The 26,297-nt window shown below is 36.8% G+C and carries 26 protein-coding genes; 24 read left to right on the plus strand and 2 right to left on the minus strand.

Translation table 11 applies throughout. The features are described 5' to 3' along the window. Positions 1-53 precede the first annotated feature (53 nt). The 6 genes from VIG73_RS10110 (at position 54) to dapA (ending at position 5,162) form a co-directional block, all read left to right on the plus strand. A complete protein-coding gene (locus VIG73_RS10110) occupies positions 54-287 on the plus strand; it encodes a YlmC/YmxH family sporulation protein (RefSeq protein WP_331641549.1) in 234 nt (77 codons plus the stop codon). Positions 288-452: 165 nt separating this feature from the next. Further along, positions 453-1,346, plus strand: coding sequence for a dipicolinic acid synthetase subunit A (gene dpaA, locus VIG73_RS10115; RefSeq protein ID WP_331641551.1), 894 nt, complete (start codon positions 453-455; stop codon positions 1,344-1,346). Then, entirely contained in the window at positions 1,336-1,926 is a 591-nt protein-coding gene (locus VIG73_RS10120; protein ID WP_331641553.1) for a dipicolinate synthase subunit B, read from the plus strand. The genes dpaA and VIG73_RS10120 overlap by 11 nt, the downstream gene beginning before the upstream one ends. Positions 1,927-1,973: 47 nt before the next feature. Beyond that, positions 1,974-3,020, plus strand: coding sequence for an aspartate-semialdehyde dehydrogenase (asd, locus tag VIG73_RS10125; protein ID WP_331641555.1), 1,047 nt, complete (start codon positions 1,974-1,976; stop codon positions 3,018-3,020). A 46-nt stretch (positions 3,021-3,066) separates the two neighbouring features. Beyond that, positions 3,067-4,302, plus strand: a complete 1,236-nt coding sequence (gene dapG / locus VIG73_RS10130) for an aspartate kinase (protein WP_331641557.1) — start codon at positions 3,067-3,069, stop codon at positions 4,300-4,302. Continuing rightward, positions 4,299-5,162 (plus strand): 4-hydroxy-tetrahydrodipicolinate synthase, encoded by an 864-nt coding sequence (gene dapA / locus VIG73_RS10135; RefSeq protein WP_331641559.1) that lies wholly within the window; start codon positions 4,299-4,301, stop codon positions 5,160-5,162. The genes dapG and dapA overlap by 4 nt, the downstream gene beginning before the upstream one ends. A gap of 64 nt (positions 5,163-5,226) precedes the next feature. Here dapA and VIG73_RS10140 read toward each other — a convergent pair whose 3' ends face one another. After that, the gene (locus tag VIG73_RS10140) at positions 5,227-5,454 is read right to left on the minus strand and encodes a YlzJ-like family protein (protein WP_331641561.1); all 228 of its coding nucleotides are present in this window, start codon (positions 5,452-5,454) and stop codon (positions 5,227-5,229) included. Beyond that, a complete protein-coding gene (locus tag VIG73_RS10145) occupies positions 5,451-6,179 on the minus strand; it encodes a ClpP family protease (protein WP_331641563.1) in 729 nt (242 codons plus the stop codon). The genes VIG73_RS10140 and VIG73_RS10145 overlap by 4 nt, the downstream gene beginning before the upstream one ends. Positions 6,180-6,353: 174 nt before the next feature. On the opposite strand from VIG73_RS10145, the gene VIG73_RS10150 reads away from it, so the two are divergent. From VIG73_RS10150 to VIG73_RS10235, 18 genes are all read left to right on the plus strand, one after another. Then, positions 6,354-8,606 carry an FtsK/SpoIIIE family DNA translocase gene (locus tag VIG73_RS10150; protein WP_331641565.1) on the plus strand — a complete coding sequence of 751 codons (2,253 nt, stop codon included), beginning with the start codon at positions 6,354-6,356 and terminating at the stop codon, positions 8,604-8,606. A 232-nt stretch (positions 8,607-8,838) separates the two neighbouring features. Beyond that, on the plus strand, positions 8,839-9,555 hold the full coding sequence (locus VIG73_RS10155; RefSeq protein WP_331641567.1) for a GntR family transcriptional regulator: 717 nt from the start codon (positions 8,839-8,841) through the stop codon (positions 9,553-9,555). Positions 9,556-9,648: 93 nt separating this feature from the next. Further along, complete coding sequence (locus VIG73_RS10160; protein WP_331641569.1) at positions 9,649-10,755, plus strand: BMP family protein; 1,107 nt, start codon at positions 9,649-9,651, stop codon at positions 10,753-10,755. Between the two features lie 160 nt (positions 10,756-10,915). Then, positions 10,916-12,448 carry an ABC transporter ATP-binding protein gene (locus tag VIG73_RS10165; RefSeq protein WP_331641571.1) on the plus strand — a complete coding sequence of 511 codons (1,533 nt, stop codon included), beginning with the start codon at positions 10,916-10,918 and terminating at the stop codon, positions 12,446-12,448. Then, positions 12,445-13,497, plus strand: coding sequence for an ABC transporter permease (locus VIG73_RS10170; protein WP_331641574.1), 1,053 nt, complete (start codon positions 12,445-12,447; stop codon positions 13,495-13,497). Before VIG73_RS10165 ends, VIG73_RS10170 begins: the two co-directional genes overlap by 4 nt. Continuing rightward, on the plus strand, positions 13,494-14,450 hold the full coding sequence (locus VIG73_RS10175) for an ABC transporter permease (RefSeq protein WP_331641576.1): 957 nt from the start codon (positions 13,494-13,496) through the stop codon (positions 14,448-14,450). Before VIG73_RS10170 ends, VIG73_RS10175 begins: the two co-directional genes overlap by 4 nt. A 103-nt stretch (positions 14,451-14,553) precedes the next feature. Next, positions 14,554-15,846 carry an EF-P 5-aminopentanol modification-associated protein YfmF gene (yfmF, locus tag VIG73_RS10180; protein ID WP_331641578.1) on the plus strand — a complete coding sequence of 431 codons (1,293 nt, stop codon included), beginning with the start codon at positions 14,554-14,556 and terminating at the stop codon, positions 15,844-15,846. Beyond that, a complete protein-coding gene (yfmH, locus tag VIG73_RS10185; protein ID WP_331641580.1) occupies positions 15,839-17,122 on the plus strand; it encodes an EF-P 5-aminopentanol modification-associated protein YfmH in 1,284 nt (427 codons plus the stop codon). Before yfmF ends, yfmH begins: the two co-directional genes overlap by 8 nt. 10 nt (positions 17,123-17,132) lie before the next feature. Next, a complete protein-coding gene (gene ymfI / locus VIG73_RS10190; protein WP_331641582.1) occupies positions 17,133-17,849 on the plus strand; it encodes an elongation factor P 5-aminopentanone reductase in 717 nt (238 codons plus the stop codon). Between the two features lie 84 nt (positions 17,850-17,933). Next, positions 17,934-18,182, plus strand: coding sequence for a DUF3243 domain-containing protein (locus VIG73_RS10195; RefSeq protein ID WP_331641584.1), 249 nt, complete (start codon positions 17,934-17,936; stop codon positions 18,180-18,182). A 197-nt stretch (positions 18,183-18,379) separates the two neighbouring features. Next, a complete protein-coding gene (locus tag VIG73_RS10200; RefSeq protein ID WP_331641587.1) occupies positions 18,380-19,159 on the plus strand; it encodes a YmfK family protein in 780 nt (259 codons plus the stop codon). 22 nt (positions 19,160-19,181) lie between these two features. Then, entirely contained in the window at positions 19,182-20,075 is an 894-nt protein-coding gene (locus VIG73_RS10205; protein WP_331641590.1) for a helix-turn-helix domain-containing protein, read from the plus strand. 77 nt (positions 20,076-20,152) lie between these two features. Beyond that, on the plus strand, positions 20,153-20,731 hold the full coding sequence (gene pgsA, locus VIG73_RS10210) for a CDP-diacylglycerol--glycerol-3-phosphate 3-phosphatidyltransferase (RefSeq protein WP_331641592.1): 579 nt from the start codon (positions 20,153-20,155) through the stop codon (positions 20,729-20,731). Next, complete coding sequence (locus tag VIG73_RS10215; protein ID WP_331641594.1) at positions 20,731-21,984, plus strand: competence/damage-inducible protein A; 1,254 nt, start codon at positions 20,731-20,733, stop codon at positions 21,982-21,984. The genes pgsA and VIG73_RS10215 overlap by 1 nt, the downstream gene beginning before the upstream one ends. A 149-nt stretch (positions 21,985-22,133) precedes the next feature. Next, a complete protein-coding gene (gene recA / locus VIG73_RS10220) occupies positions 22,134-23,177 on the plus strand; it encodes a recombinase RecA (protein WP_331641596.1) in 1,044 nt (347 codons plus the stop codon). Between the two features lie 283 nt (positions 23,178-23,460). Next, positions 23,461-25,026, plus strand: coding sequence for a ribonuclease Y (rny, locus tag VIG73_RS10225; RefSeq protein ID WP_331641598.1), 1,566 nt, complete (start codon positions 23,461-23,463; stop codon positions 25,024-25,026). Between the two features lie 105 nt (positions 25,027-25,131). Continuing rightward, positions 25,132-25,929, plus strand: coding sequence for a TIGR00282 family metallophosphoesterase (locus tag VIG73_RS10230; protein ID WP_331641600.1), 798 nt, complete (start codon positions 25,132-25,134; stop codon positions 25,927-25,929). A 105-nt stretch (positions 25,930-26,034) separates the two neighbouring features. Then, positions 26,035-26,295: a stage V sporulation protein S gene (locus tag VIG73_RS10235; protein WP_146935820.1), complete on the plus strand. Its 261-nt coding sequence runs from the start codon at positions 26,035-26,037 to the stop codon at positions 26,293-26,295. The last annotated feature ends 2 nt before the right edge of the window (positions 26,296-26,297 follow it).

Genomic DNA, 26,297 nt, shown 5'->3' on the forward strand with positions numbered 1-26,297 from the left:
TTTAATTTGCTGCATAATCATATATTAAGTAAGGTGCATTAAAGGAGGCGGCTATGCGGTATAAGGAAATAAGTGGCAAGGAAATTGTTAACATTCATTACGGAACAAGGCTAGGAATTCTCGGACAGACAGACTTAGAAATTGATATTAAAACTGGAAAAATTAATGCTTTTATAATACCTGATTACAAGTGGTTTGGTCTCAAGAAGCAAGGAGAAGAAATGAAGATTCGCTGGGACGATATCAAGAAAATAGGCGAAGATATGATTATGGTTGAATTTGAATAATTGAAAGTTACAGTGAAAAAACGGACAGTTATAATGGCTGTCTGTTTTTTTTGCCTATTTATTACTAGTCATTACGTATCAGGCACTCTCTAACACCTTTTACATAAACTATATAGAAGTAATTATAGGGGCTTATTTTTTTAGATGTGGAGAGGATGAGTTAGTATGTCGGAACTTACCATTTCTGTCATCGGTGGAGATGCAAGGTATATTGAGCTAATAAGACAACTACAATTTATTCCACAGATTAAAACAGTCATATCCGGATTTAATAAATTGGAACAAGGTTTTATTGGTGCTAAACATGTTGATTATTCTGATTTAAGACCAGAAGAGTTAGATGCCATCATTTTACCGATTACAGGTACAAAATTAAAAGGCCAAGTTGAGACTGTTTTTTCAGACGAAACGATTATACTAACTGAAGAATGGTTTAAACGGTTAAAAAAACCAACGCCTGTATTTACAGGAATTACGAATGATTATTTAACGACTGTCACAAAAGATACGTTTGCCCAGGTTATTCCGTTATTAGAGCGGGATGATGTGGCGATATTTAATTCGATTCCGACGGCAGAAGGAACGATATTAATGGCAATGAAACACACTGATTATACTATTCATTCTTCACGTGTTATCGTCGCTGGGTTTGGAAGAGTAGGTCATACAGTTGCAAACAAGTTTGCTGCATTAGGTGCTCATGTTTCTGTAGCGGCAACACGAATAAAGGATCTGGCACGTATCATTGAAATGGGGCTTAACGCGATACCTATCGATCAACTCCATCAATATACGAATGAATGCGACATATTAATCAATACGATTCCTGCACAAGTTATTAATGAAAGGGTTATACAATATTTACCATCACACGCACTTATATTTGATTTAGCATCAAAACCTGGAGGAACTGATTTTGATTTCGCTAAACAACGCGGGATAAAAGCAATTTTATCGGAAAGTTTACCCGGTGTTGTTGCCCCTAAAACAGCTGGTAAAATACTGGCGGATGTCATTATTCAATTACTACAAGAAAGGGGTTCAACAAATGAATCTTAAAGGGAAACGAATTGGGTTTGGATTAACAGCATCTCATTGTACGTACGAAGCTGTTTTTCCACAAATGGAAAAGTTAATCGAATTAGGTGCCGAGGTGGTACCGATTGTTTCATATAATGTGTTAAATGTCGATACAAAATTTGGTAAAGCAAAAGACCATATTGCTAGAATTGAAGAGATAACAGGTGAAAAAGTCATCGCAACGATTCCAGAGGCAGAGCCATTAGGTCCAATTAAACCTTTAGATGTTATGGTCATTGCACCGTTAACAGGGAATTCTATGAGTCGGTTAGCAAATGCGATTACAGATACCCCCCCATTAATGGCCGCAAAAGCAACGATGCGTAACCAAAAACCTGTTGTTCTGGGGATTGCAACGAATGATGCCCTTGGGTTAAATGGAGTAAATTTAATGCGGCTGATGTCGAGTAAGTTCATATATTTCATCCCGTTTGGTCAAGATGCCCCTGTAAAAAAGCCAAATTCACTCGTTGCTAATATGCAATTATTACCAAATACAGTTATTCAAGCATTAAAAGGGGAACAGCTTCAGCCAGTAATTATACCATTTGAAAGCTAAATGTTGTATGATAAACTAGTAGGACTAGATAGAAAGGGAGTCATATAATGAATAATAAAACAGCTTATCACGTAGCAATTGTTGGAGCAACTGGTGCAGTTGGTCAAAAGATTATGGATGTACTAGCGGCCCGAAAGTTTCCTATCCAATCATTGAAACTTTTATCCTCAGAGCGCTCAGCAGGGACAAAAGTAGACTTTAATAATAAACAGATTGTTGTAGAAAAAGCCACTCCCGATAGCTTTAAAGACATTGATATTGCATTTTTTTCAGCGGGAGGTACGGTTTCAGAAGCTCTCGTGCCCGAAGCAATCAAACGTGGTGCCGTTGTTATTGATAACACAAGTGCATATCGCATGAATGCCGATGTCCCGTTAGTGGTCCCTGAAGTTAATGCAAATGATATGAAACACCATCAAGGTTTAATTTCTAATCCAAACTGTTCCACGACTCAAATGGTCGCTGCATTAAAACCAATCGATGCTGCATTTGGTTTAAAACGTGTTGTCGTTTCAACATATCAGGCTGTTTCAGGTGCTGGTTCTGAAGCTGTTGATGAATTAATTCAACAAACAGAAGCCTTTTTAAAAGATGAAACAATCGAAACAAATATTTTACCGGTAAAAGGTGACGAGCGTCATTATCCAATTGCTTTTAATGCTTTACCACAGATTGATATTTTTGAAGAAAACGGCTATACAAAAGAAGAAATGAAAATGATTAATGAAACAAAGAAAATCATGAACAGACCTGATTTACAAATCGCAGCTACTTGTGTCCGCTTACCATTTTTCACATCTCATGCTGAAAGTATTTACATTGAAATTGAAAAAGAAGGGATAAATGTAAAAGAGCTTTGGGATGTATTAGAGAAAGCTGACGGCGTTATGTTACAAGACGATCCCGAAACACAAACATATCCGACACCAATAAGTGCAGCTAATAAAGATCATGTATTTGTTGGGCGGGTAAGGCAGGATTTAGATTGCCAAAAAGGTTTTCATCTTTGGGTCGTATCGGATAACTTATTAAAAGGCGCAGCATTAAATACGGTACAAATAGCTGAAAGCTTAATTAAAAACAAGTGGTTATAATAAACAAAACAACTAATCGATTATTATTGAGGTGTGATTATCAATTATGCAGATTTTAGTACAAAAATTTGGTGGTACTTCTGTACAAAATGAAAATAGTAGAGCGCATGTATTGAAACATATAAAACATGCGCTCATGCAGAAGTATAAATTAGTTGTCGTTGTATCTGCTCTAGGTCGAAAACCAGATCCATATGCAACCGATTCGTTACTCAATCTCGTTCAATTTCCAGCGAACTATAATTCAAAACGGGAACTTGATTTACTCATGTCATGCGGAGAAATCATTGCTTCAGTCGTTTTATCAAATGAACTGCAAAGAAACCATATCCGCTCAATTGCCTTAACAGGTGCTCAAGCAGGCTTTATAACAAATGATGATTTTACACAGGCAAAAATAAAACAAGTCAATACAAAGCGAATTATCGATGAATTCGAATTACATGATGTCATCGTTGTTGCTGGATTTCAGGGTCAGACAGAAACAGGTGAAATGACAACAATAGGTCGAGGAGGCAGCGATACGACTGCTGCCTCCTTAGGTGCTGCATTACAAGCAGACCGAATCGAAATTTTTACGGATGTTAATGGTGTCATGACAGCCGACCCTAAAGTTGTTGAAACGGCTTGTCCACTTGACACAGTGACTTATACTGAGATATGTAATCTAGCATATCAAGGGGCTAAGGTGATCCATCCGCGTGCGGTTGAAATTGCCATGCAAGCGAAAATCCCCATGCGTGTTCGATCAACTTATGCAGAAGACGGGGGTACCTTAGTCACAGCTTCAGCCGATATTCCAGATCGGTTAATTACGGGAATCGCCCACATATCTTCAATTACCCAAATAAAAGTTGATATGGAAGAAGACCATGCCAGACAGTCAGATGTATTTAAGGCAATGGCTGATGCTGGAATATCAGTTGACTTTATTAACATCTCGCCAACAGGTGTCATTTATACAGTTGCTGATTCCGATACGGAAAAAGCTGTGGACATATTAAAAACATTAGGATTTAATCCATCTCTTACACCTAATTGTGCGAAAGTCTCTGCCGTAGGAGCAGGAATGACCGGTGTACCTGGTGTTGCTTCTAAAATTGTTCAGGCCTTAACAGGCGCTGGTGTACAAATCCTTCAATCAGCAGACAGTCACACAACGATTTGGGTCTTAGTCCATGATAAGGATTTAAAAGTAGCAGTCAATGCACTTCATGATGCATTTCAATTGAGTAAGATTAATGGCTCAAAGAATAATGATAGGAAGGTGTTGAAATCATGAATTTCGGTCGTGTTTTAACCGCAATGGTGACACCATTTGATGAAAATGGTGCAATTGATTTTGATAAAACAACAATTCTAATCGAACATTTATTAAAAAATGGAACTGACGGCTTAATTGTGTCTGGTACGACAGGTGAATCACCAACACTCACTTATGAAGAGAAAATAGCATTGTTTAAACACGTTGTTAAAGTCGTTGATAAACGTATCCCTGTTATTGCAGGAACAGGAAGTAACAATACACACGATTCAATTACATTAACAAAAGCAGCTGAAACGTGTGGGGTTGACGGGATTATGCTCGTTGTCCCATACTATAATAAAACAGACCAACGTGGCTTATATGCACACTTTACTACGATTGCGAATGAAACATCATTACCCATTATGTTATATAATATTCCAGGACGGTCCGGTATTAATATGACAGCTGAGACTGTTATTGAATTAAGTAAAGTAGACAATATCGTTTCGGTAAAAGAAGCATCAGGTGATTTAGATCAAGCGACAAAAATCATTGCGGAAACAGATGAAACATTTACTGTGTACTCCGGTGATGATGGTCTCACCATTCCAATGCTTGCAATAGGGGGAGATGGGATTGTCTCTGTAGCATCTCATATCATTGGACTAGAGATGCAAGATATGATTCAAGCTTTCTTACGTGGCGATCATAAAGAAGCGGCTACACGACATCAAGCTTTACTTCCTATTATGAATGGACTTTTCCAAGCCCCATCACCAGCACCCGTTAAAGCTGCACTGAAAATGAAAGGGATTGACTGTGGTGGTGTTCGCCTACCTTTAGTAGAATTAACTCAAGAATCATACGATGCCTTAGAACAATTACTCAAATGAACTATTATGAAATAAATTCAAATAAGCAAATGAAAAACATCGGTTTTTACCGATGTTTTTCTCTTTAATGCTGTTCTGAATCATTATAGGAAATTAATGTTCCTGGGGTATAATTTTTATTTAGAAAATCGTTTGGGTCGGTCGATAGAAGCTGGATAATTTTATAATTTCCATCTGTCATATTTTCTACATACATGCTTTTCCCTTTAAATGAAATGGAACGGAGCTTCGTATAATCCGCATCAGAAGTCGGAAAGATATCTAATTCTGTAAGGGGGGTATATAGAATCATTGGATCACCTCTTGACTTTTTTTCATACTAATTAATTGATTCACTTTTTCCATGGCATTTTTAACACCACCAACCTCATCAATTAACCCATGTTTAACTGCCTCCGTCCCAACGATGTTTGTACCTATATCACGTGTTAAATTACCTTTAGCAAACATTAATTCTTTAAATTGACTTTCCTTAATACCAGAATGTTCGACAACAAATTGAATCACACGCTCCTGCATTTTATCTAGGTATTCAAATGTTTGTGGGACGCCGATAACTAACCCAGTTAACCGGACTGGATGGATGGTCATTGTAGCTGTTGGGACGATATAGGAATAATCGGCTGCGACGGCAATTGGAACACCGATACTGTGTCCGCCTCCTAATACAATAGACACGGTCGGCTTAGATAAGGAAGCAATCATTTCTGCTAAAGCTAATCCTGCTTCTACATCACCACCAACCGTATTAAGTAAAATGATAAGCCCTTCAATTTTAGGGTTTTGTTCAATAGCAATTAACTGTGGTAACATATGTTCATATTTAGTTGTTTTATTTTGTGGAGGCAGTTGGATATGTCCTTCTACTTGACCGATTATCGAAAGCACATGAATATTTGTATCTGGTGCTTGGGCAACTGATGTTTGCCCAAGCTGTTGTATTTTTTGTACTAAATCAGACGTCTGCTCCGTCTGTTCCTTTTCTTGTTGTTTTTTTTGCATATGATCTTTATCCATAACGACGCTCCTTTATTGTTTCTAGCTATAGTATGTTCAAATGATATGGGAACATGCAGATATATCAATTTAGGTTTTAAAAAAAGAAGAAAACAGGGCATATTTCTGTTATACTAAAACATAGTACAGTACTTTTTTATTTATTGTGATTAACCCTTTTGGGGAGGTATATAGATGGCGAGGAAAGGAAAAAGGAAACGAAAAAAATTAAAACAAAAAGTTAAGTTCGAATTACTCGGCTTACTTTTTATATTTTTGGCTATATTTGGAAGTGGCGCCTCAGCCATAAGTGATGGCATCATTCCCGGTGGATTAGATTACATATTCCGTTTCTTCTTGGGGATTTGGTATTTTGTCGCTTCTGTTTTTTTATTAATAACAGGAGTGATTTTACTTGTAAAACGAAAATATCCTGATTTCACTCATAAAAAAATGATCGGTTTTTATATATTATTTGCTGGGATTCTTTTATTAACACATATATATACGCTTGAACAAGTTGATGTATTAGGACAAGATATATCGATTATCAAAGCATCTTGGAACTTGTATATTACATATGTCAATGGACACGGATCTTCCCTTCAGGTTGGAGGGGGAATGGTTGGTGCACTCATATCAGCTTTTTGTTATTATTTATTTTCATCTATCGGGACGAAAATTGTTGCATTATTTGCGATGGTTGTCGGCCTCATATTCTTAACTGAATTATCGGTAGGTGATGTGACGAAGAAAATCTATCAACAGTGTTTACGCTTAATCGGTTTCTTTAAAAATAAATGGGTAACATATCAAGCTCAAAAGACGGATCACACCATTGAAAATGTAGAGTCAGATGATTTAGTTCAGAATGAGTTTGAAGATGAACCAGTTATTCGTGATTTTACAGACGGTTTCACTCAACAAGAAGAAGAGCAAGTTGAACTATTACAGGAAATACAGGAAACTGAACAAATAGACATGAAACGAGAAGAAGATCCGTCCTTTTCGATAACAGAAAAAGAAAATCATGATTATATCCTTCCGTCTTTTGCTTTGCTAAAGGAACCTATTCACCAATCGCAACAACGTGAAAAAGGTAATATACAAAAAACGGTAAAAAAATTAGAACGTACTTTTCATAGCTTTGGTGTACAAGCAAAAGTAACGAAAGTTCATGTTGGACCAGCTGTTACGAAGTATGAAGTATACCCCGGGACAGGTGTGAAAGTAAGTCGGATTGTTAGCTTACACGATGATTTAGCTTTAGCATTAGCCGCAAAAGATTTACGAATCGAAGCCCCCATTCCTGGGAAGTCTGCTGTTGGCATTGAAGTGCCAAATCAAGAAATTGCGATGGTTTCCTTACGAGAAGTATTAGAAGATATTCCGGATAAGCGTTCATCCAAATTATTAATTGGGTTAGGGCGCGATATTTCTGGAGAAGCTGTCGTTGCAGAATTAAATAAAATGCCCCATTTATTGATTGCCGGCGCAACTGGTAGTGGAAAAAGTGTCTGTATCAATGGTGTGATTACATCTATTTTAATGCGAGCAAAGCCACATGAAGTGAAAATGATGATGATTGACCCGAAAAAGGTAGAATTAAGTATCTATAATGGGGTGCCACATTTAATTGCGCCTGTTGTAACAGACCCTAAAAAAGCATCCCGGGCATTGAAAAAAGTAATTGATGAAATGGAAAGACGTTATGAATTGTTTTCAGAAACAGAAACGCGTAATATAGAAGGGTATAATGCCTATGTACGTAAGCAAAAAATGGGAAAAGATGATGCGGTACTACCTTATATTGTTGTTATTGTCGATGAATTAGCGGATTTAATGATGGTCGCATCAACTGATGTAGAGGCATCGATTACACGATTAGCGCAAATGGCACGTGCAGCAGGAATTCACCTTATTATTGCTACACAACGCCCTTCCGTCGATGTCATCACAGGTCTTATTAAAGCAAATATTCCGTCTCGAATTGCCTTTAGTGTATCTTCAGCAACCGATTCTCGAACAATTTTAGACTCTGGCGGAGCAGAAAAATTACTCGGGCGCGGCGATATGCTATTTATGCCAGTCGGCGCATCAAAACCAGTCCGTGTACAGGGCGCATTTCTATCTGATGATGAAGTCAAACGGGTTGTTGATCATTGTATTGAACAACAAAAAGCGAATTACCAAGAAGAAATGATTCCTGAGGATCATGATGAAGAATTAACTGAAGTTGATGATGAATTGTATGATGATGCTGTACAACTTGTTTGTGATATGCAAAGTGCAAGTATTTCCATGTTACAGCGCAGATTTCGAATCGGCTATAACCGGGCGGCACGGTTAATTGATGCAATGGAAGAACGTGGAGTTGTTGGACCATACGAAGGTAGTAAACCGAGAACCGTCTTAATTAATAACGAAACAGAAGAAGCCAATGTGTAAGCTTAATCATTTATAACACGAAGGACAGTGTGTATCTCGTCTATTTACACACTGTCGATTTTTGTGTGAACAGTGTATAAATGTTTAAAAAATTTGTTAACAGATAAATGAAAACTTTATGAAACAGCCTATTTAGTATTTATTTATTAATAGTGTAATGGTATATTTATAATAGATATGAGCTCATGTCAGATGTCTGACGACACAAGCTATATTTTAAGGGGTGTTTTTCGTGAGTATACGATCTGATTCTCGTCAGCTATATTTACAAGTCATTGATAAAATAAAAGATGATATTGCAAAAGGTAAATATAAAGAAAACGAGAAACTTCCTTCAGAATACGAATTATCAAAACAACTCGGCGTATCACGAGCAACTTTAAGAGAAGCGTTACGCCTCCTTGAAGAAGAAAATGTGATTACACGTAAACATGGTGTTGGAACATTTATTAATTCAAAGCCGATATTTTCTTCCGGAATAGAACAACTTAGTAGTGTAACCGATATGATAATCCAATCAGGGAAACAGCCTGGAACATTATATTTGGCTACTCATATTGTGGAAACATCGGACACGATTTCTCATTATTTTCCCAATGAAAGAATGCTGAAGATTGAACGTGTCCGCACAGCAGATGCTGAACCGGTTGTTTTCTGTATTGATCAACTTCCAGAAGGTATTATTCCAGTAGAACATATTGCTAAAGAAGAATCATTATTCCAGCTTTTAGAGAAACAGACGACAATCAGAATTAGCTACGCTGTTACATATATTGAGCCCGTCTGTTATGACGAACGTATTTATAATATTTTAAACTGTCGAAGTAATCAACCGGTTCTTCTTCTAAAGCAAATGCATTATACAGGCGAGGACAAGCCAGTCTTATATTCACAAAACTATTTTCGCTCAGATATGTTTAGCTTCCATGTATTTAGAAAAAGAATATAAGCTAAATTCTTTAAGGGGGTGATATTCGAGGGTTTTGTAGGAAGATGACTTATTTATTTGACAAGGTAATTAAAATACAAGGAGGGTTTATTAATGAAGAAAAGATGGTATTTACTTATCGTAGCACTTGTGTCATTAAGCATGGTGTTAGCGGCATGTGGTGGTGGAGCAGATAAAAAAGAAGGAACATCAGACAATGCCGGAAAAGATGAAAAAACAGAAGCAACAGAAGATTTTAAAGCAGCAATGGTAACGGATATTGGTGGAGTTGATGATAAATCATTTAACCAATCCGCTTGGGAAGGTTTAAATGCATGGGGAGAAGAGCATGGATTAAAAGAAAAGGAAAACTTTGATTATGCTCAATCAACAACTAAAGCAGATTATATGCCGAATATCACTCGTTTAGTTCGTGATGATTACAACATGATTTTTGCCATTGGATTTGAACTTAAAGAAGACGTTGAAAAGGCAGCTGATCAATACAAAGACACACATTTTGCCATTGTTGATGATATTGTTGAAAAGGATAACGTAGCAAGTGTTGTGTTTAAAGAACATCAAGGCTCATTCTTAGTTGGTGTTGCAGCAGCAATGAAAACTAAAACAAATAAAGTTGGATTTGTCGGCGGAATTGATTCACCATTGATCAACAAATTCGAATCCGGTTTTATCGCAGGTGTTAAATCAGTTAACCCTGATATTGAAGTCGACGTTCAATATGCAGAAAGCTTTGGTGCAGCTGATAAAGGAAAAATTATTGCTTCAAACATGTACAACAATGATATCGATATTATCTATCATGCTGCTGGTGGTACAGGTAACGGTGTCTTCAATGAAGCAAAAGACTTGAAGAAAAGCGATCCAGACCGAGAACTATGGGTAATCGGTGTAGACCGTGACCAGCATGAAGAAGGACAAATTGGTGATCACAATATCACATTAACATCTATGGTAAAACGTGTTGATGTAGCTGTTCATGATATAACGAATAAAGCAATGAATGGTGAACACCATGGTGGTGAAACACTTGAATATGGTATTGAAGAAGAAGGTATTAGTGTCGCTACAACAAACGAAGATGCGATGACTCAAGATATCATCGATAAAGTTAAGGAATGGGAAGAGAAAATCCTGAACGGAGAAATTGATGTTCCGAAGACACGTGAAGAGACAGAAGAATTTATTAAAGGCCTCTAATTATAATGGAAAAGGTTGGGCGACCAACCTTTTCCGATTAGGATTAAAGTCATTAGATCAAATAAATAATTGAACTCATATTATTTATTTGATCTGGTGATTTTATAACACTAGTACTAATAAAAAATAAACTTAATTGCCATAAAGGGGTGATTAAACAGTGGAATACGTTATAGAAATGTTGAATATTAGAAAAGAATTCCCAGGTGTTATTGCTAACGATAATATCACACTTCAGTTAAAAAAAGGAGAAATTCACGCATTATTGGGTGAAAATGGTGCAGGAAAATCTACTTTAATGAACGTTCTATTTGGATTATATCAGCCAGAAAAAGGCCACATTCGTATTCGTGGTAAAGAAGTAGAAATTACGAATCCAAACATTGCCAATGAGTTAGGAATAGGGATGGTACACCAACATTTTATGTTAGTTGAACCTTTCACTGTCACACAAAATATTATTTTAGGTAAGGAGCCTAAAACAAAAACTGGGCGCATTGATATTAAACGTGCAGAAAATGAAATACGTGAGTTGTCAGATCGCTATGGTTTAAAGGTCGATCCAACAGCTAAAATACGTGACATTTCTGTTGGAATGCAACAACGAGTAGAAATCTTAAAAACATTGTACAGAGGAGCAGAGGTGCTTATATTTGATGAGCCAACAGCCGTTCTAACACCTCAAGAAATCAATGAATTAATGGATATTATGCGTTCATTAGTTAAAGAGGGCAAGTCCATCATATTGATTACACATAAATTGAAAGAAATTATGCAAGTTGCCGACCGCTGTACAATTATTAGAAGAGGTAAAGGGATAGGCACAGTTAACGTTGCTGAAACAAATGTCAATGAATTAGCATCTTTAATGGTTGGCCGTGAAGTGAGCTTTGAAATTGATAAAAAGCCTGCGGAGCCGAAAGAAGCGGTTCTAGAAATTAAAGATTTACAGGTTAAAGACGCCCGTAAAGTCGATATGGTAAAAGGTTTGGATTTAGAAGTACGTGCGGGTGAAATCGTCGGAATTGCTGGTGTCGATGGGAATGGTCAATCGGAATTAATCGAAGCCATTACTGGTCTAACACGTGTACAATCAGGGCAAATCCTTTTAAATAATGAAGATATAACAAATAAAAGCCCAAGGAAAATTACCGAAAGTGGTGTAGGACATATTCCTCAAGACCGACATAAATTTGGTCTTGTATTAGATTATACGGTTGGAGAGAATATGGTGTTACAAACATATTATAAAGAACCTTTTTCGAAACGTGGTATTTTAAATCTAAAGGAAATATATCGTTATGCGAAAAAAATGATAGGCGACTATGATGTAAGAACGCCAAATGCAAATACAAAGGCACGTTCATTGTCCGGTGGTAACCAACAAAAAGCGATTATTGGCCGAGAAGTTGATCGGTCTCCAGACTTACTCATTGCCGCGCAACCGACCCGTGGTTTAGATGTTGGTGCAATTGAATTTATTCATAAAAAATTAGTAGAAGAACGTGACAAAGGACGAGCTGTCTTGTTGATTTCATTTGAACTTGATGAAATATTAGATGTTAGTGATCGTATAGCTGTTATGTTTGATGGGAAAGTTGTTGCAGACCTCAAACCAGAAGATACGAATGAACAGGAATTAGGACTATTAATGGCTGGTAGCGAATCACAAAGGGCAGGTGAAGGGAAATGACGACAAATCAAAAACGATATGCAATATTAATACCGATCATTTCCGTATTACTTGGTATCATTGCCGGTGCAATCATTATGCTTCTTTCTGGGTATAATCCGATAGCAGGTTACGCTGCTCTTTTTAGGGGAGCATTTGGAGATTCTTATGCGATTGGCGAAACGATTCGACGGACAACCCCTTATATTTTATCTGGATTAGCGATTGCTTTTGCCTTTCGTGCCAGCTTATTTAATATTGGTGCAGAAGGTCAAGTTATTGTTGGTTGGTTAACTGCTGTTTGGGTAGGTATGAGTATTGATGCTCCAATGATTATTCATTTACCGCTTGCTCTATTAGCTGCAGCCTTTGCTGGTGCTTTATGGGGATTTATTCCAGGTCTATTAAAAGCAAAACTAGGTGTTCATGAGGTTATTGTAACGATTATGATGAACTATATTGCTTTATTTACAACTAATGAAATTATTCGTAATGTGTTAACAGATCATAAAACAACAACAGAATCGATTAAAGGTTCAGCTTCTATGGCATCTGAATGGCTTAGTAGCATGACTTATTATTCGCGCCTTCATTATGGTATCCTACTCGCTTTATTTATTGCTGTCGTTATTTGGTTTATTATCGAACGAACAACATTAGGCTACGAAATTAAAGCTGTCGGATTTAACCCACACGCATCTAAATATGCAGGGATGAATGTCAGTAAAAACATCATTCTTGCTATGGTAATCTCAGGAGCACTGGGTGGATTGGCTGGAGCAATGGAAGGTCTGGGTACGTACGGAAACATTTCAGTCATGTCTGGTTTCTCAAATATCGGTTTTGATGGAATTGCAGTTGCGCTTTTAGGTGCTAATACGCCACTTGGTGTTGTTTTAGCGGCCTTGTTATTTGGTTCATTAAAAGAAGGAGCAAACGAGATGCCGACTGGAGCTGGGGTGCCAACGGAACTAGTTGATATTATTATTGCATTGATCATCTTCTTTGTTGCATCAAGCTATATTATTCGCTGGGCCTTACTTCGTTATAAAGGGAGGAAAGCAAAATGATTGACGTATTGCAATCAATTATCCCAACAGCCTTATTCTTTTCCGCTCCATTAATATTTACGGCACTTGGTGGTGTCTTTAGTGAGCGTTCTGGAGTTGTAAACATCGGATTAGAAGGATTAATGGTAATGGGTGCTTTTGTCGCTGTTGTCTTTAACCTAACATTTGCAGACGTATTTGGTAGTTTGACACCTTGGATTTCGATAGTCGTCGCGATGATTGTTGGAGCGATATTTTCAATTATTCATGCTGTTGCTTCTGTTTCATTTCGAGCAGATCAAGTTGTAAGTGGTGTTGCCATTAACTTCCTTGCTTTAGGTATAGGAATATATTTAACAAAACAATGGTATGGTAAAGGGCAAACAGATATGGTCGCACAACCATTCTTTACGGTTAAAAGTGTTCCCGTTTTATCAGATATCCCAGTTATTGGACCGATGTTCTTTAAGGGAATCTATACAACATCTTATATCGCTATCTTATTTGCAATTGTCGCTTGGTATATTCTTTATAAAACGCCATTTGGTTTAAGACTTCGCTCAGTCGGAGAACACCCTATGGCAGCAGACACCAACGGAATTAATGTTTATAAAATGCGTTATATAGCGGTTATTATTTCTGGTGCATTAGGTGGTTTAGGGGGCGGTGTCTTTGCGCTTACTATTGCTTCAAACTTTTCACAAACTACGATTGTAGGGCAAGGATTTATTTCATTAGCGGCTGTTATTTTTGGTAAATGGCATCCATTAGGTGCCATGGGGGCAGCTTTATTCTTTGGATTAGCACAAAGTTTGAGTGTTGTTAGTTCAAGTATTCCGCTGTTATCTAATGTCCCAGACGTCATCTTACTCATCGCACCATATGTCTTAACAATTCTAGCTTTAGCCGGGTTTATTGGACGTGCCGAAGCACCGAAAGCAAATGGTGTTCCTTATATTAAAGGAAGTAGATAATTTTAATAAAAAATCGACTTGTGTATTGACAAGTCGATTTTTGCTTAGAATAAAGAGAAAGTCTATGATTAATATTTAACATTGATATTAGGAGGGTTATGACATGATTCGTGAAAGGGAATATATCTATGACATAAACGGGTATTCATTACATATTGTTCCGACAAAAAAGTTTAAAACCATTCATCTTGTTGCTAAGTTTAAAGCACCTTTAAACCGGGAGGACATTACAAAACGGGCGCTCATACCTTATTTATTAGTTCAAGGAACAATTCATTATCCAACACGTAAAGATTTAGAAGAAAAACTCGATGATTTATATGGATCGGTGTTAACGGCAGACAGTAGTAAAAAAGGAAATGAGCATATTATTAGTGTTCGTTTTGATATGGCCAATGAAAAATTTGTTAAATCAAATACACTTTTTCAAGATGCCTTACGATTATTTTCAGAAATAATATTTAAACCTCATATTAATAACGGAGCCTTTCCTACAAAAATCTTTCAACGCGAAAAAATGACATTAAAAAGAAAGATTGAAGCTGTTGTCGATGATAAAATGACCTATGCCAATATGAGGCTGATTGAAGAAATGTGTGCTAATGAACGATATCGTATGCCAGCTCATGGGTTTGGAGAAGATTTAGATGGCTTGACATCACAATCTGTTTATCAATATTATCAGGAAATGCTTTCAAAAGATGGATTGGATCTCTATGTTGTCGGGGATGTTGAACAAGATGATATTGTGGAACTTTTTTCAAATCATTTAAAGCGAGAAATATTTAAATCGAATCATATTGACAAGGACATAGAAGAACAAATTATCACAAGGGATAAAGAGAAAATGATTGTCGAATACCAAGATATTCAACAAGCTAAACTGCATATGGGTTATCGCACCTCTTTAACATTTCGAGATAAGTTATATCCAGCATTGCATGTTTTCAATGGATTATTTGGTGCCTTTCCAAGCTCAAAACTATTCATTAATGTCCGTGAGAAAAATAGCCTCGCGTATTATGCAGCTTCGAGAATAGAAAGTCATAAAGGGCTCTTATTTGTATTTAGTGGTATTGCCCCTGAAGATTATACAGCTGCCAAAGTAATAATTGATGAACAGTTAAAAGCAATGCAGGCGGGCGATTTTACCGAAAATGACATTCAGAAAACAAAAGAGCTTATTATTAATCAAATTAAAGAAACGTTTGACCATCCACAAGGCATAATTGAGCTCTTATATCAGCAAGTAGTTGGTAAAGCCGATTTATCGCCCCAAAACTTGTTAGAGGCAATTCGCCAAGTGACAAAGCAAGACATTATCCGTGTCGCTCAAGCCATTCAACTCGATACGGTCTATTTATTAACGAAAGAAGGAGTTGAAATAGATGCGTAAACAATATTATTCTTTAATTGATGAAACACTCTATTCTGCAAAGCTTGAAAATGGTCTATCCGTCTATTTATTACCACGAGCAGATATGTCAAAAGCATATGGCATCTTTACGACTAATTACGGCTCGATTGACAGGACGTTTATTCCTATTGAACAAAAAGAAAAAATAACTGTTCCAGATGGAGTGGCGCATTTTTTAGAACATAAATTATTTGAAAAAGAAGACCGTGATGTCTTTACCGACTTTAGTAACTATGGAGCGTCAGTTAATGCTTATACATCATTTTCAAAAACGGCGTACCTCTTTTCGGCGACGAACCAAATTGAAAAGAATGTCGAAATATTACTTGACTTTGTACAAGACCCTTACTTCTCAGATGCATCTGTCGAAAAAGAGAAAGGGATTATTGCTCAAGAAATTAAAATGTATGATGATCAACCAAATTGGCGTTCATTTATGGGAACCATCCAAGCTTTATTTCACTCACATCCGATTACAATTGATATAGCAGGTACAGTTGAATCTATTTCATCTATTACAAAAGAAGATTTATACACTTGCTATAATACCTTTTATCATCCAGAAAACATGATTCTTTTTATTGCGGGGCGATTTGATGTTGAAGATATGTTTGATCTTATTCAACAAAATCAAGCCAAAAAGACATTCCCAACATTTACCGCAATCGCCCAAGAGTATCCGGATGAACCACAATATGTAAAAATAAAGGAAAAAGTGATAAACATGCCTGTCTCTGTTCCTAAATGTACGGTTGGTATTAAAGAGTCAACTCAAAGGTTGAAAGGGGAGGCATTTTTAAAGAAGGATTTACTAAAAACGATGTTATTAGAACACTATTTCGCACAAGGTGGCGATTGCTTTGAAATGCTTTATGATGCTCAGTTAATCGACGATAGTTTTTCATTCCAATCAACATTAGATAAAAACTACGGTTACTCGTTAATTAGTAGTAATACCGAAAATCCTGAATTATTTGCACAAAAAGTGACAGAATGTCTTATGTCTTTACAGAAGCAGAACATGACAGAAGAAGCAATTGAACGAATGAAAAGGAAAAAGATTGGCCAACTATTACGTTCAATGAATTCACTAGAATATATAGCTAATAATTATATACATTATACATTGCAGGGCATTGATTTTTTCAAGATGATTCCAGCTATTCAAGCGATATCACGGGATGATATCGATCACTTTCTACAAAACTGGATCACTGAAGAACGTTTAGCAGTTTGTACAATTATGCCTCAATAAGGAGAGAATGATGGGGAAAAACGTATTAATTATCGGAGCAAGTGGAGATATTGGAAAACATATAGCTATAAATTTAGGAGAGGCTGGTCATCAATTAATCCTTCATTATAATCAAAACGATGCCGCTATCGAAGAAATTAAGTCCCTTTTACCAGACGAAACAATCTTATCGGTGATACAGGCGGACTTACAGACAACGAAGCATATCCAAGTATTTATAAAGCAAGTTGTTTTTTCAGTTGATGCAATCGTTTTTGCTTGTGGTAATGCCCATTATAGTCTATTTCAAGATACATCTGAACAAACGATGGATACATTGATTCAATTGCATATTAAAGCACCGTGGCTTATTTGCCAAGCTTTTTTACCAGAAATGATTGAAAGGCGAAGTGGACATATTATCATGATAACTTCTGTATGGGGAGAGGTAGGTGCTAGTTATGAAGTTGCCTACTCATCTGTTAAAGGTGCGCAAATTAGTTTTATTAAAGCACTAGCTAAAGAAGTCGGATCCTCTCATGTTTTAGTGAATGGTGTCAGTCCAGGCTGGATTGATACGAAGATGAATGATTTATCGAAAGAGGAGAGAGAAAAACTTAAAATGGAAATACCTCTCCAACGCCCAGGTTCACCAAATGATGTTAGTGATCTCGTTCATTTCTTGCTATCAGATAAAGCCAATTATATTCATGGTCAGATTATCCGTGTAGATGGTGGGTGGCAATAAAAGATAAAAAACCTCCTTCACGATGTATAAACGATTAACAACATCAAATACTATACACGACTAATTGAAGGAGGAATGAATCTCATGTCTGTACTAGATAATTTTGAAACATGGAAAGAATTTCTATCCAATCGTTTACAACAAGCTCAACAAGAAGGTATGAATCAAGATACCATCTCAAATATGGCTTATGAAATTGGGGATTATTTAGCTAACAGTGTAGATGCTAAGAATGATGAACAAGCCATGTTACGTGAGCTATGGAATGCAGCTTCTCGTGAGGAGCAGGAATCGATTGCAAATGCAATGGTAAAACTCGTGCAAAAAGGATAATGATTTAATTAACAAAGAAGCTGGTCATCAGCTTCTTTTTCATCTTATGTATGAAATGATACAATTTGATGAAATTTGTATGTCTTTACTTTCATCAATGACAAAAATGATTTATGATAAAGAATAGGATTGCATTTATTTTATTGATTCGTTAACATGAGTATAATAGTAAAGTACACCTTCTAAAGGAGAAGACGATGAAAAAAACAGAGTGGTATCTTGAATATGAAATTATAATCAACCGCCCAGGATTATTAGGAGAAATTTCATCGCTTTTAGGTATGCTTTCAATTAACATTATCATGATTAACGGTGTTAAACATGCCCGCAGAGGATTATTGATTTTAACAAAAGATGATGTTCATATTAAAAGATTAAAAACGATTCTCGAAACAATGGATACGATTCAGTTAATTAAATTGAGGAAACCGAAACTAAGAGATCGTTTAGCAGTACGGCATGGAAGATATATACAGAGTGATCAGGACGATCGAAAAGTTATCCGTTTTGTTAGAGACGACTTAGGTATCTTGGTTGATTTTATGGCAGAGTTATTTAAGAAAAATGAACATAAACTGGTCGGCATACGTGGGATGCCGCGAGTCGGTAAAACGGAATCAGTTGTCGCTGCTAGTGTTTGTGCCAATAAACGTTGGGTATTTGTATCGAGCACCTTATTAAAACAGACTGTACGCAATCAATTGGTCAAAGGGGAATATAGCCCTGAAAACACATACATTATTGACGGGATTGTCTCGAAACACCGAGCCAATGAAAAACATTGGCGTTTGATTCGGGAGATTATGCAACTTCCAGCAGTAAAGGTAATTGAGCATCCTGACATTTTTGTCCAAGCTACGGAATATACTATGGAAGACTTTGATTACATTATAGAGCTGCGTAGTCATGAGGAGGAAGAAATTACGTATAGAGATTTAGAGTTAAATCAATTCCCGCATGACCATGGATATATGTAGCTGTATTAGGATGGTGTTGTTCATGGAAATAGGAGAAAGATTAAAAGAAGCGAGAAAGGAAAAGAATATTTCTTTAGAGAGTCTGCAAGATATTACAAAGATCCAAAAACGCTATTTAATGGCCATAGAAGAAGGTAATTTTGATGTACTGCCGGGAAAGTTTTATGCTAGGGCGTTTATTAAAGAATATGCACTCGTTGTAGGACTTGACCCAGATGAACTATTAGAAGAGTTCAAATCACAAGTCCCTATGCCAAATGAAGAAGAACAAGTGCAATACACACGTCTGAGCCGGTCACAAAAGGACAAAGGTAAAGGGAACTCAATATTTTCATTTATTCCGACATTAATCGTTGTTTTACTAATTATTGGGATCATTTTATTAGTTTTTTATTTTATGAATCAGAAGACTGATAAAACGTCAATTGAAAATGAAGATGGTCAAATGGATGATAATGAATTTTATGTATCTAATCCAGATGATAAAGATGATGAAGATGATGAAGAACAGCCCGTTGATGATGATGCAGATACAACAGATGAAACGAAAGACGATAATGAAACGACAGAGCATCAATCAGAATTAAAATTAGTCGAAACAGGTTCAGGAAATCGCCCAGAATCGACATTTGAACTTGTGAATCCTGGTGATGAAGTAAAAATAACATTTGAATCTAAAGAAAAAACTTGGCTTGAAGTTTCAAATACGGCAGGTGAACGTTTGTTTTATAATAACTTAACAAAAGAATCGTCACCTTTAGAATTAGATGTCACAAGTGAAGAAAAGGTTTATATTCAAGTTGGTTATGCTCCTGATTTGACAATCACTGTCAATGGTACGGAGTTAGAGTACCCTGTTGATCCAAATGAAGCAGTGACACAAAAAATATGGGTTCATATGGTAGAAGAAAGTTAAAATTCTATATTTAAGCCCTTCCCCATGTGGAAGGGTTTTTTTAAGGCGATATCTAAATGACAGGAGGAAATGGAACAATGAATATTCCAAATCGTATTACTTTATCACGGATTATGTTAATTCCAGTATTTATCATTATCATGAGTGTGTCGTTTGAATGGGGAGAATGGGAAATCGGTCATGACGTATTACCTGTTTCTCATTTTGTAGCTGCCATTATTTTTGCGATTGCTTCCTTAACAGATTGGATTGATGGCTATTATGCAAGGAAATATCAACTTGTAACAAATCTCGGTAAGTTCCTTGATCCCCTAGCTGATAAATTACTTGTATCCGCAGCTCTAATTTTATTAGTACAAATTAATCTTGCCCCCGCATGGGTAGTTATTCTCATTATTAGTCGAGAGTTTGCTGTTACAGGGTTAAGACTAGTTGCAGCTGGTGAAGGTATTGTCCTAGCGGCAAGTAATCTTGGGAAAATTAAAACAGCTTCACAATTATTAGCGATTACTTTATTGTTATTACATAATTTCCCATTCTCATTTATTAATTTTCCATTTGCAACCATCATGCTATATATTGCGCTGTTTTTTACAGTTTTATCTGGCCTCGATTATTTCATTAAGAACTGGCATGTTATGGAGGAATCCAAATAATGAAAGACTATCAAGCCGAAATTATTGCGGTAGGTACCGAACTTTTACTGGGGCAAATTGCTAATACAAATGCACAATGGATTTCTAAACAATTAGCGAAAAATGGTATCAATATTCATTTTCACCAAGTGGTAGGTGACAACTTACGACGGGTAAGCAAAACATTTTCTGAGGCACAGGATCGGTCTGATATTATTATTGTGACTGGTGGCCTTGGTCCTACAGAAGATGATTTGACACGTGAAGCATTTCAGAGTATTAGTGGTTTAGACCTTGTTATACATGCACCTTCTTTAAACAAAATTAAAGCATATTTTAATAAACATGATTCAGAGATGACTTCTAACAATATAAAACAAGCGCGTGTGTTTCGAGGGGCGAATGTATTAATTAATGAAGCTGGTATGGCACCAGGTATGATCGTTCAATTTAAAGAAAAAACATGGGTATTCTTACCAGGTGTTCCTGGCGAGATGATGCGTATGTTTTCAGATGATGTTATTCCGTACTTAGGCAAACTAACAGGTCAAGAACAACTAATTAAATCAATGATTTTGCGTTTTATTGGTATTGGTGAAGCAAAACTAGAACATGAATTGTATGACCTCATACGAGGCCAATCCAATCCAACGATTGCACCATTAGCCCAGCAAAATGGTTTAATCATTCGTTTAACAGCAAAAGCATCTTCTAACGATGAAGCGAATACCCTTTTAGAGCAATGTAAAGCACATATTTTAGAACGTGTCGGTGATCATTATGTCGGCTTTGACGATGAAACGATTGAAAAAAAGGCATTGTTTTTATTAAATCAACACGGAAAAACAATTGCCGCCGCGGAAAGTCTGACGGGTGGAAAGTTTACAGAATCTCTTATTTCTGTTCCTGGGGCGTCACAGGTCTGTAAAGGCGGCATTGTTTGTTATGATGCAGAAGTGAAACGGGATCTTCTAGGTGTTTCAATAGAAACTCTTCATCATGAAGGTACTGTGAGTAGTGCTTGTGCAAGTGAGTTGGCTCAATCTGTTTTACGTCTTTTAAAAACAGATATTGGAATTAGTTTTACTGGGGTTGCTGGTCCGAAAGCATTAGAAGGTAAGCCAGCTGGTACAGTGTTCATTGCGGTTGCTAATCAGCAAGGGGAATTAATTGTCGAAGAGCATTTATTCACGGGAGATCGTGATGCGATCCGAAGAAAGTCAGTACATAAAGGATATGACATGCTTTTCAATTTCTTAAGGTCAAAAGAATAGACAATTGAATATTTATGAATTAATTAATACAAAATTTACATTTTCATATATTTTTACTCTGCAAAACACAAGAACATTCATTCGGTTTTTTCTTGGCAAAATGAAAAAAAAGATGTATGATAGAGATAGTTTATAAAGGAGGCTATGCCATGAGTGATAGAAAGCAAGCTTTGGATAAAGCATTACGTGACATAGAGAAGCAATTTGGTAAAGGTTCCATCATGAAATTAGGTGAAGACGCCCACCAGAAGATTGAAACAATTCCTAGTGGGTCATTGGCATTAGATATTGCATTAGGCATCGGTGGTTATCCACGTGGCCGAGTTGTTGAAATTTATGGTCCAGAATCATCAGGTAAAACAACAGTCGCGCTCCATGCAATAGCAGAAGCACAGAAACTTGGGGGCCAAGCCGCATTTATTGATGCAGAACATGCATTAGATCCTAATTATGCTAAAGCCTTAGGCGTGAATATTGAAGAGCTCCTTTTATCACAACCAGATACAGGGGAACAAGCATTAGAAATTGCTGAAGCACTGGTTCGTAGTGGTGCGATTGATATTATTGTCATTGACTCTGTTGCTGCACTCGTTCCTAAAGCAGAAATCGAAGGGGAAATGGGTGACTCGCACGTCGGTTTACAGGCACGACTAATGTCGCAAGCTCTAAGGAAATTATCAGGAGCGATAAATAAATCAAAGACAATTGCCGTCTTTATCAACCAGATCCGAGAAAAAGTGGGTGTTATGTTTGGGAATCCAGAGACAACACCAGGTGGTCGCGCCCTCAAGTTCTATTCATCTGTTCGACTAGAGGTACGTCGTGCAGAAACATTAAAACAAGGAACAGATATGGTTGGAAATCGCGCGCGCATTAAAGTTGTTAAAAATAAGGTTGCCCCTCCATTTAAGCAAGCGGAAGTAGATATTATGTACGGAGAAGGGATTTCTAAAGAAGGCGAACTACTTGATATAGGTTCTGATTTAGATATTGTTCAAAAAAGTGGTGCATGGTATTCTTATGAAGGCGAACGACTTGGTCAAGGGCGCGAAAATGCGAAACAATTTTTAAAGGAAAATCCTGAAATGCTAGATGAAATTCACCAAGAGATTCGTAAGCATTATCAGTTAGATGAAGATGTTGAGTCAGATGAAGCAACAGAAGAAGCGAATCAAGCTACTCTCGATGTATAAGATGCTTTCTTAAAATATATGTTATTTTTCACAAGGGACTCCTACAGTCATTAGTAATGGCTTGAAGGAGCCTTTTTTTATGTTCTCAGTGAATATCATCACGAAAATAGTGTAGAAAAGCAATACTTGTGAAGATTTCTTGACAATCATTCAATTGACAATTAAAATTGAAGATGTATAATTATATATTTCAAATTATACACGCTGTATTATTATTTATTTGAATATGGTACATGCCGACAATATGAAATTAACAATTTTATAGCAATAGGAGGTGAGAACCGTGGAACATCCCTTAATCATCTCCATTTTGCTTGCCTTGTTCCTGATCGTCGGTATTGTTGTTGGTTATCTAATTCGTAAAAAAATTGCTGAAGCTAAAATTTCCAGTGCTGAAACACTGGCCAAACAGATACTTGAAGAAGCAGATCGTAATGCAAAGGCGGCTAAGAAGGAAGCTCTTTTAGAGGCAAAAGATGAAATTTATCAATTACGCCAAGAAACAGAAAAAGAGTTACAAGTACGTCGTGCGGAACTGCAGAAGCAGGATAACCGCCTCATGCAAAAGGAGGAAAATCTAGATAAAAGAAGCGAGACGCTAAATAAGCGTGAGCTGATGTTAGAGGAGAAAGACACTTCACTAACAGTAAAACAACAACAAATTGAAGAAATGGAAAGCAAAGTGGAAGCTCTAATTGAAGCACAAGAGACTAAGCTTGAGCAAATTTCTGGATATACGACTGAAGAAGCAAAACAAATCATTCTAAAACGGATAGAAAAAGAATTACGCCATGAATCAGCCGTGATGATTAAAGAAACCGAAAACCGCGCACGTGAAGAAGCTGATAAAAAGGCAAAAGAAGTTTTATCTACGGCATTACAACGCTGTGCAGCTGATCATGTTGCCGAAACAACGGTATCTGTTGTTAACTTACCTAATGACGAAATGAAAGGCCGTATTATCGGACGAGAGGGCCGTAATATTCGTACATTAGAAACACTTACAGGTATTGATCTCATCATTGATGATACACCTGAAGCGGTTATTTTATCCGGTTTTGATCCAATTCGAAGAGAAATTGCTCGTCTAGCATTGGATAATCTTGTTCAGGATGGTAGGATTCATCCTGCAAGAATTGAAGAAATGGTGGACAAGGCTCGTCGTGAAGTCGATGAGTATATTCGTGAAGTTGGAGAAGAGGCAACCTTTGAGGTCGGTGTACATGGGTTGCATCCAGATCTAATTAAAATTCTCGGTCGTTTGAAATATCGTACAAGCTATGGTCAAAACGTTTTAAAACATTCAATTGAAGTAGCCTATTTATCTGGGCTTTTAGCAGCTGAATTGGGAGAAGATGAAACACTCGCTAGAAGAGCGGGTCTCCTTCATGATATTGGTAAAGCAATTGACCATGAGGTTGAAGGTAGTCATGTTCAAATTGGTAAAGAATTAGCTATCAAATATAAAGAGCATGAGATTGTCATTAATGCAATTGCCTCACATCACGGCGATGAAGAGCAAACATCGATTATCTCAGTTCTAGTAGCTGCAGCAGATGCTTTATCTGCAGCAAGACCTGGTGCTCGTAGCGAATCGTTAGAAAACTATATTAAACGATTGGAAAAACTAGAAGCCATTTCTGAATCATTCGCAGGAGTAGAAAAATCATATGCGATCCAAGCAGGTAGAGAGATTCGTATTATTGTTAAACCTGATGAAATTGATGATGATGCCTCTGTCCATATCGCACGAGACATTCGTAAGCGGATTGAAAAAGAGTTGAATTATCCAGGTCATATTAAAATAACGGTTATTCGTGAGACACGAGCAATAGAATATGCAAAATAAAGGGATTAAAAGCGGAGAAAATTCTCCGCTTTTTTCATTCCTTTTTTGACATTCCATCTAAGTTATGAAAAACTATATTTACTATATTTATTTAGGATGATAGAAATGAACATACTATTCATAGGGGATGTTGTTGGTTCTCCAGGGAGAAAAATGGTCCAAGAATATTTACCGAAATTAAAAAGGAAATTTCGTCCTCATTTAACAATCGTAAATGGTGAAAATGCAGCAAGTGGAAAAGGCATTACGGAAAAAATCTATAAACAGCTCTTAGAATGGGGCGCTCAAGTTATCACGATGGGGAATCATACATGGGATAAGAAAGAAGTGTTTGACTTCATTGATGATGCAAAATATATGATTAGACCAGCCAATTTTCCCGAGAATAATCCGGGAAAAGGGATTGTATATGTTAATATTAATCGTACCGAGGTAGCTGTGATAAATTTACAGGGGAGAACGTTCTTGCCTGCTATTGATGATCCGTTTAAGACTGCAGAACTATTAATTACCGAAGCTAGAAAGCGTACTCCTTTTATATTTGTTGATTTTCATGCTGAAACAACGAGTGAAAAACAAGCGCTTGGCTGGTACTTAGATGGTAAGGTAAGCGCTGTCGTTGGAACACATACACATGTTCAAACAGCCGATGAGCGAATTCTTTCAAATGGTACTGCATATATTACAGATGTTGGCATGACAGGGCCATATGATGGCATATTAGGGGTGCAAAAAGACATCATATTAAAACGCTTTCTTACTAATTTGCCAATGCGTTTTAATATTGATGAAAAAGGACGAAGACAATTAAGTGCTGTTGTTTTAACACTTGATGATGAAACAGGCTTTGCGACTGACATTCAACGCATCGCTATCAATCCTGATCGTCCATTTTTAGACTGAGTATTTGAATTTTTTGACTACTTCATTCATAATAAGGTAATAAGGAATCATTTATAGGAATAGACTAGGATAAGAAAGATATTAGCTAATGAGGAGGAACTAGGAATGGAAATATTAAAAGTTTCAGCTAAATCAAATCCAAATTCAGTAGCGGGAGCACTTGCAAATGTACTACGGGAACGTGGTTCAGCAGAGATACAAGCAATCGGTGCGGGAGCTTTAAACCAATCCGTAAAAGCAGTGGCCATTGCGAGAGGTTTCGTTGCCCCAAGTGGAGTTGATTTAATTTGTATTCCTGCTTTTACTGATATTATGATTGACAACGAAGAGCGTACGGCGATTAAATTAATTGTAGAACCAAGATAAAG

Origin of the sequence: Cerasibacillus sp., assembly GCF_036516575.1 — a bacterium.
In the GTDB taxonomy this organism is placed as follows: Bacteria; Bacillota; Bacilli; order Bacillales; family Amphibacillaceae; genus Cerasibacillus.

Excerpts from the sequence above, each read along its gene's own strand:
- yfmH (WP_331641580.1), top strand. The coding sequence starts at position 15,839 with ATGCGTAAACAATATTATTCTTTAATTGATGAAACACTCTATTCTGCA.
- VIG73_RS10160 (WP_331641569.1), top strand. The coding sequence starts at position 9,649 with ATGAAGAAAAGATGGTATTTACTTATCGTAGCACTTGTGTCATTAAGC.
- VIG73_RS10230 (WP_331641600.1), top strand. The coding sequence starts at position 25,132 with ATGAACATACTATTCATAGGGGATGTTGTTGGTTCTCCAGGGAGAAAA.
- VIG73_RS10140 (WP_331641561.1), bottom strand. The coding sequence starts at position 5,454 with ATGATTCTATATACCCCCCTTACAGAATTAGATATCTTTCCGACTTCT.
- dapG (WP_331641557.1), top strand. The coding sequence starts at position 3,067 with ATGCAGATTTTAGTACAAAAATTTGGTGGTACTTCTGTACAAAATGAA.
- VIG73_RS10175 (WP_331641576.1), top strand. The coding sequence starts at position 13,494 with ATGATTGACGTATTGCAATCAATTATCCCAACAGCCTTATTCTTTTCC.
- yfmF (WP_331641578.1), top strand. The coding sequence starts at position 14,554 with ATGATTCGTGAAAGGGAATATATCTATGACATAAACGGGTATTCATTA.
- VIG73_RS10110 (WP_331641549.1), top strand. The coding sequence starts at position 54 with ATGCGGTATAAGGAAATAAGTGGCAAGGAAATTGTTAACATTCATTAC.
- ymfI (WP_331641582.1), top strand. The coding sequence starts at position 17,133 with ATGGGGAAAAACGTATTAATTATCGGAGCAAGTGGAGATATTGGAAAA.
- VIG73_RS10205 (WP_331641590.1), top strand. The coding sequence starts at position 19,182 with ATGGAAATAGGAGAAAGATTAAAAGAAGCGAGAAAGGAAAAGAATATT.
- recA (WP_331641596.1), top strand. The coding sequence starts at position 22,134 with ATGAGTGATAGAAAGCAAGCTTTGGATAAAGCATTACGTGACATAGAG.
- VIG73_RS10200 (WP_331641587.1), top strand. The coding sequence starts at position 18,380 with ATGAAAAAAACAGAGTGGTATCTTGAATATGAAATTATAATCAACCGC.
- VIG73_RS10215 (WP_331641594.1), top strand. The coding sequence starts at position 20,731 with ATGAAAGACTATCAAGCCGAAATTATTGCGGTAGGTACCGAACTTTTA.
- dapA (WP_331641559.1), top strand. The coding sequence starts at position 4,299 with ATGAATTTCGGTCGTGTTTTAACCGCAATGGTGACACCATTTGATGAA.
- dpaA (WP_331641551.1), top strand. The coding sequence starts at position 453 with ATGTCGGAACTTACCATTTCTGTCATCGGTGGAGATGCAAGGTATATT.
- VIG73_RS10235 (WP_146935820.1), top strand. The coding sequence starts at position 26,035 with ATGGAAATATTAAAAGTTTCAGCTAAATCAAATCCAAATTCAGTAGCG.
- asd (WP_331641555.1), top strand. The coding sequence starts at position 1,974 with ATGAATAATAAAACAGCTTATCACGTAGCAATTGTTGGAGCAACTGGT.
- VIG73_RS10150 (WP_331641565.1), top strand. The coding sequence starts at position 6,354 with ATGGCGAGGAAAGGAAAAAGGAAACGAAAAAAATTAAAACAAAAAGTT.
- VIG73_RS10170 (WP_331641574.1), top strand. The coding sequence starts at position 12,445 with ATGACGACAAATCAAAAACGATATGCAATATTAATACCGATCATTTCC.
- VIG73_RS10145 (WP_331641563.1), bottom strand. The coding sequence starts at position 6,179 with ATGGATAAAGATCATATGCAAAAAAAACAACAAGAAAAGGAACAGACG.
- pgsA (WP_331641592.1), top strand. The coding sequence starts at position 20,153 with ATGAATATTCCAAATCGTATTACTTTATCACGGATTATGTTAATTCCA.
- VIG73_RS10120 (WP_331641553.1), top strand. The coding sequence starts at position 1,336 with ATGAATCTTAAAGGGAAACGAATTGGGTTTGGATTAACAGCATCTCAT.
- VIG73_RS10195 (WP_331641584.1), top strand. The coding sequence starts at position 17,934 with ATGTCTGTACTAGATAATTTTGAAACATGGAAAGAATTTCTATCCAAT.